This is a genomic window from Marinobacter shengliensis (assembly GCF_003007715.1).
Lineage (GTDB): Bacteria > Pseudomonadota > Gammaproteobacteria > Pseudomonadales > Oleiphilaceae > Marinobacter > Marinobacter shengliensis.
Genome location: NZ_PXNO01000017.1, coordinates 1 through 6125 on the forward strand (window position 1 = coordinate 1; position 6125 = coordinate 6125).

Sequence of the window (6125 nt, forward strand, 5' to 3'; positions counted from 1 at the left end):
GCCCACGCCCGTCCTCTGCACTCACCCCAGACACCCTGGAAGGCCTTTTTGATTCCCTCCTGCAGCGCCTCAGCCACCTGCAGGAAGTGCGCACCGACTACCCGTGCGACTACATGGCCCGCTGCAAAGCGAGCTTCACCGACGCCCTGATCCACGAACTGGAAGCCCGCGGCCACCACAGCCCCGCGTTTGACCGCCTCATCCAACTGAGGGACGCCTGGGACTGCGGCCAACTGGACCTTCCCAACGTCACGGAGACCAACCAATGAGCCCCATACCTCCCCGTCAGGACCAGGTAGAAGACAAAGAGCGCCGTTTCTACGTGTGCGCCCCGTCTTCCATCTACCTGCAACTGCAGCAAGAAGCCATCCAGCGCGGCACCGACCTCTGGACCCTCGGAGGCTCCGTCCTGCGCGCCTGGTTAGAGGCCGGCTGCCCGAACTTTGGCCATCAGGCCAACCCCCCTGAAAAGCCCTCGAGTCCGCCCCCGTCATCGTCACCACTCGCGCACGAACCGGGGGACGCTCAGTGAGCGCTGCAAGGCTGGCGCGCAGCGCCAGGGCCAAAGGCCCCCTGGCCTTGTGGCGGTCAGTGAGTGGCCCACAGTGCGCATCCAGAGTGGTGAGGATGTCGGGGGAGGACGGCCGCCCCTTGATTCCGAACCATGAGCAAAGGCGGCAAACGGAGTGCGCAGGTCACCCGAGTGACCGGAGGCGACAGGGATCGTTACCCGTAAGGGTGGCCACCTTAGTGGCCAGGAGCGCAGCGAGTAGAGCCCGCCCCGAAGGGGTCGCAAAACAGATTCAACACCCCTTTCCAAAGCAACACCCGGAAAGGATTTAACCCAAACCAAGCAACACCAAACGCAACACCCAAACGAAACCAAGAGGACAAACACCATGGAAAACCACCTGAACCTGATGGTCATCGGCGCCACCCGCTACGACATCGACGGCAACAAAGGCGGCTCCCTGTGGGCATACGCTCCTGCAGAAGCAGACGACGACAACCGCGTTGGCAACGAAGTCATGAAAATCGCCTGCGACTACAAGCACATTGACCAACTCAGAAACCACGCTGACCGCCTGCCGGCCATGTTCACCGTCAAAGCCCAGATGAAAGCCGGGCAGGGCGGAAAGGTCACCTTCAAAGCCCTGGAGCTACGGCCCCAGGACCAAACCAAAAAGCCAGCGGCCTGAGTAGCCCCGAATGAACGTCATCACCTGCGAAGGTGAATGGATACAAGGCGCCCAGGGCATTGAATGCACGGGCACCTTACACAGCATTCCTTACCAGGACGTAGACGTCCTGTTTCAGGAATACCTGGCCCCCGACCCCGCCATCATCGGAGTCGTGTCAGGAGTAGCCCTGACCTTATTCGTCATTGGAGTCAGTGCCGGAAGGGTCGTTCAAATAATGCGTAAAACGTGAGGTATTCAACATGAACGAAGTTATCGAAATGGAAAAGCAAAACCAAGGTAAGACCTGGGCCATGGCCCGCTCGCGCTTCGGCAAAGGCGTCGCCAAAGTGGGCGTTGCGCTCTCCGCAGCCACCTCCTCCGTGGTGGCCTTTGCGGCAGACCACAGCGCTGCCATCGACGCAGCGAAAGAGGACGGCATCACCAACGCCGGAGCAGCGGTAGCCGCCGTCATTGCCCTGGCAGCCGTCGTCATGGGTGTAGGCATCGTCCTGCGCCTCATGAACCGGTAAATGCTGACCAGCGTCCTGATAGCCTGCCTCTGGGTAGGCTGTCTTGTGTCCGGCTACCGGACTGTGTAAGGGCCGGATTCCGGCCCTTTTTCATCCCGGATAACCGCTATGAACCGACCGAAACCGCGCCTTCCTTTCCTGATCCTCGTCGCAACCCTTCCCTCAATGGCCCATTCAGCCGTTGAGTACACATATCGCTCAGTGGCACAAGGTGGGCTTTCTTGTGATGGCGTAGCCAATGATTGCTTTCTGGGTCGTTACACCACCAGTGCCGGCAACGATTACGATTATCGTTACTCCTGCTCACTCCCACCTGCACAAGAAGTGCTCGTGCAGCGTGGTGAGCGAATCTACCAGCCAGAATCTTGGGATTTTGACAATAATCAACCGGTTCCAGCGAGATCACACCCCGCGTACGTCTGTGAGCCACCTCAAACGTGCGACCCACTGACCCACGAGCCCGGCTCTACAGTGGACGACGGTTTGTGTGGAACCTGCACTCCTGGATACATACGTGCCCAAGGCCCTTACGGCGCTGGACAGCCTTTCGATACCGGCTTCGAATGCATGCGCAACCGCGAACCCAACGAATGCCAGTACCTGGACAAATACGAAGTGACCACCAGCCAGGGCGCCTACTGTGTCAACGAATGCGCCCAGGGCTCCCTTGACAGCAAATGCCTCTTGGACATCGAACCCGAAGACCCCGAACAACCTGAGTGCGGCCCTGACCACCCCGAATTCAAAGGCGTGATTGGCTACGGTGGAGAAGCCGCCCTGGTCTGCGGCACCCCCGAAAACCAATGCCCCACCGGCTCCTCCTACGGCTTCATGGAACAGAGCGACGGCAGCTACAAAGCCTCCTGCTTCCCCGCCGAAACCAACCCGCCCCAATGCCCCGGCGGCTCCGCCGTGATCATGGGCAAAAACGGCATCTCCTTCCAGTGCAGTGAAATCCGCAACCCCGACGCCACCCCCGAAGACCTCCACGACGCCCTAAACGGCGACAGTGACGGAGATGGAGAAGGCGACATCACCGGCATCACCAACCAGCTCAGCAAAATCCAGGAACTGCTGAACCGAGGTAACAACAACACCAACAACATCAACGAAACCCTCAAAGGCATCGGCAAACAGATCCAGGACAGCACCGGCGCCATTACAGACGCCATCGGCAACATCCCCGGCGGTGGGGGAGGCAGTGGCGGCAACGGAGACGGCAACGGTGATGGCGATGGGGAACAAGAAAACCCCGTCACCTGGAGCGGCGACCCCATCACCCTCGAAGTCGGCGACGGCCTCGAAGAACTCAACGCCATCCAGGGCGAATACGAAAACCTCATCGCCAACATCCGCGCCGAAATGAGCGCCGCTTTTGGCTCCTTTACCGGATCAGGGGGCCTCGAAGACAACGAAATAACCCTGTTTGGCCATACCTTCAACGCTGGACTGTCAAGGTTCGGGGCGGATCTTTCCATCATCGGAACGATCATCCTGTTTGCGGCGACATTCCTGGCACTCGGCATCATCATGGGAGCAAAAGACTGATGGAATTCATCGCTAACTTTTTCGACTCAATCTGGATCTTCTTCGAAAGCCTCTCCGACTTTGCCACCGACATACTCGTCAAAGTCTCCGCCTGGTACGTCATCTGGGTCACCAAAGCCAAAATCTACTTCGTTGGCTTCTCCTGGGAAGTGGCCCAGGAAGTCCTCAACCAACTCAACATCTCCGCCACCATCAACCAGTATTGGGGCTCCATCGACTCCAAAGTCATGGGCGCGCTGACCTTCTTTAAAATCCCCGAGGCCCTCAACATCATCCTCAACGCCCACCTGACCCGGTACGTCATGGGAGTGTTTAAATGACCATCAATATCCACCACGGCCCGCCCGGCTCCTACAAATCCGCCGGCGTCGTCCAGCGCTACGTTATCCCCGCCCTAACCGGCGAAGACAGCGACTACCCCGACGGCCGCTGCGTCGTCACCAACATCCGCGGCCTGGACTCCATCGAACGGGTAGAAGAAGCCTTCGGCGTCACCTGCGGCCCCGAATCCCGAATCATCAACCTCGAAACCGAAACCCGGGACGCCCTCGAATACGCCGCAAGGTGGTTCCACTGGGCCCCGATCGGCGCCCTGATCGTCCTGGACGAAGCCCAGGCCGTGTACCCGGCTGCACGACGGGATTTCAAAATCGAACACCTGGACTACCCCGGCGGCAAAGAGGCTGCCCAACGCGACAACCGCCCCGCCGACGTCCTCCTGGCCTTCGACATGCACCGGCACTACAACTGGGACCTCTTTTTATGCACCCCCAACATTGCCAAGATCCACAAAGAAATACGCCAAAGCGCCCAACAGGCATTTCGACACTGGCAAATGGGGCACATCGTGCCCTGGAAGAAAAACAGATGGAGGGAACTCGAACATGACCCTGAAAACAGCGGAAAAGCTACCTCCCATAGCATCGGTGTCCCAAAAGAGTACAAGGTCGACCTCCGCGTCTTCCAATGCTACCAATCGACCAAAACCGGCAAGGCCAAAGGGGTGGTCGGGGGTCATTCAATGCTTGCGGATCGAAAGCTACAGATGGTCGCTCTTACTATCGTCATTTGCCTTGGTTATCTCGGCTACTCTGCGAACACTATCATTGAGCGTGAAAAAGCGCGCTTCTCCGGTGATCCGGTGGCTGTTCCACAGACTGATACGCCTGATGGTCGCCCTGACCCTGATGGTCTTGATGGGAGCCGCGTTCCGACTGATCGCCCGTCTGAGCGTACTCTGAACTCAACCCAGAGCCGACGAAACACCCCCTACCAACAGAACGCACCGGACTCACGCCAGCACCTGGAACACCCCTTCGCCGATGTTGAGCTGCGCATCTCCGGCAGCGTTAACCGTCTCTACCTGTTCCAGGGCAAAGACCTGCAAGGTGAATTTGCGCTCACCCAACACGATTTGGCCAGCTACGGCTACCGCGTCCTGTACCTCAGGCGGTGTCATGGCCAGCTCTGGTGGGAAGGAGAGCCCGTCCAGGAGCTGTACTGCCAACGAATGCGCAGCCATGAGCCTGAACCCCGGCCAACCGTTGAACCGGCGATGTTCCCGCCCCTGATTAGTACCACACAAGCCCCGGCAGCGGCGGAGCGCTAGCGACGATGCGCGAGGAGCAAGCGCGAAGGCGCTGCCGGGGCGAAGCCCCAGAGACGTCCCTGTAACACGTCTCATAGAAAACGACGACAGTCGATTTAACACCACAGACATCCACAGAAGGCCACAGATGAAAATCAAAGACTTTGAAAGAATGGACATCCGAACCGGAGAAATCGGCAAAGGGGATCTGTTCATCGGCCCGGAAGGTCAGCAGGTCAACCTGCAGAACGTTAACGTACTCTGGACCGGCGTAGACACCGTCAGGCAACTGTTTGAGGGAAGACTCAAACCCGAACCCCTGGCCCAGATCGTCGAGGCCTACAACGAAAGCTACGACGCCACCATCACCGTCAAAGACATAGAGTTCAAAGTCCAGTCCGGCAGACGCGGTGGTTTCAAATACATCCTTCAAAACCGGGAATACGGCCTGACCATCCTTCTGCAGAACTTCTACGCCGAACCCGACAACCCCGGCACCCACGTTAAAATTGAAACCTCCCCCAGATGGCTCTATGAACGCTCCAGCCAGCAGATACACGACGAGTTGGCAGAGTGGGGCATGTTCTTCCTGACCGGCATCAAACCCGTTGGCATCGCCTTACATCTGGCTGTCGACTTCCAGGGCTGGGAGCCGCCCCAGGACTTTGCCAGCCACTTCGTTACCCGTGCCAAAACCATCAGCGTCCACAACGGCCTCAGTGACCTGGTGTTCAAAGGCCTGGACGGTGCCACCATCAACGGACGCGGTGAAACCTACACCTTTGGTAAAGCCAACAGCCTCCAGGTGTGCCTCTACGACAAGTCGAAAGAAATCGACGTCTCCGACAAACGCGCCTTCATGGAAAGCATCTGGGAATGCGCCGTGAACGAAGACACCTTCCCGGACACCTGTTACGACCCAGATAAACCCGTCTGGCGCCTGGAAATCCGCTTCCATCACCGGATCGTCAACGAGGTCTCTCAGGGCACACCGAACATGAAGCCCATCTACACCTACATGGACGCGGTTCCGCACCTGACGGGCCTTTGGCAATACGCCCTGAAAGCCAACCGCTATGAGGTCAAACGCGAATGGTGTCACCCCATCTGGACCAAACTGCGTGACGACATCGGCTTCGGCTACAGCGCCCCTGATCTGATGTACAAACGCGCAAAAAAGGAACCCGGTTGCGGCAACGAAAAGAACGTCTCCCTGGCCTTTGGCAATCTCCTGAGCATTTATGCGCGCAACCGATTTAACGCCAGACAGGCCTGGGA

The 6125-nt window shown here is 58.4% G+C and carries 9 protein-coding genes; all 9 read left to right on the forward strand.

Annotated features, from left to right (window positions below):
- Window positions 1-269: hypothetical protein (locus C7H10_RS19150; RefSeq protein WP_167392871.1), on the forward strand; the 269-nt coding region annotated here is incomplete at its 5' end.
- Entirely contained in the window at window positions 266-532 is a 267-nt protein-coding gene (locus tag C7H10_RS03660) for a hypothetical protein (RefSeq protein ID WP_106693788.1), read from the forward strand. The genes C7H10_RS19150 and C7H10_RS03660, both read left to right, overlap by 4 nt.
- Before the next feature lie 367 nt (window positions 533-899).
- Window positions 900-1199 (forward strand): hypothetical protein, encoded by a 300-nt coding sequence (locus C7H10_RS03665; protein ID WP_106693789.1) that lies wholly within the window; start codon window positions 900-902, stop codon window positions 1197-1199.
- A gap of 10 nt (window positions 1200-1209) precedes the next feature.
- Entirely contained in the window at window positions 1210-1431 is a 222-nt protein-coding gene (locus C7H10_RS03670; protein WP_106693790.1) for a hypothetical protein, read from the forward strand.
- 10 nt (window positions 1432-1441) lie between these two features.
- The gene (locus tag C7H10_RS03675; protein ID WP_106693791.1) at window positions 1442-1711 is read left to right on the forward strand and encodes a hypothetical protein; all 270 of its coding nucleotides are present in this window, start codon (window positions 1442-1444) and stop codon (window positions 1709-1711) included.
- Window positions 1712-2278: 567 nt separating this feature from the next.
- A complete protein-coding gene (locus C7H10_RS03680; protein WP_106693792.1) occupies window positions 2279-3259 on the forward strand; it encodes a hypothetical protein in 981 nt (326 codons plus the stop codon).
- A complete protein-coding gene (locus C7H10_RS03685; protein WP_106693793.1) occupies window positions 3259-3579 on the forward strand; it encodes a DUF2523 family protein in 321 nt (106 codons plus the stop codon). Before C7H10_RS03680 ends, C7H10_RS03685 begins: the two co-directional genes overlap by 1 nt.
- Window positions 3576-4868, forward strand: a complete 1293-nt coding sequence (locus C7H10_RS03690) for a zonular occludens toxin family protein (protein WP_106693794.1) — start codon at window positions 3576-3578, stop codon at window positions 4866-4868. The genes C7H10_RS03685 and C7H10_RS03690 overlap by 4 nt, the downstream gene beginning before the upstream one ends.
- A 127-nt stretch (window positions 4869-4995) precedes the next feature.
- Window positions 4996-6125, forward strand: a 1130-nt coding sequence (locus C7H10_RS03695) for a hypothetical protein (RefSeq protein ID WP_106693795.1), incomplete at its 3' end; no start/stop codon positions are given.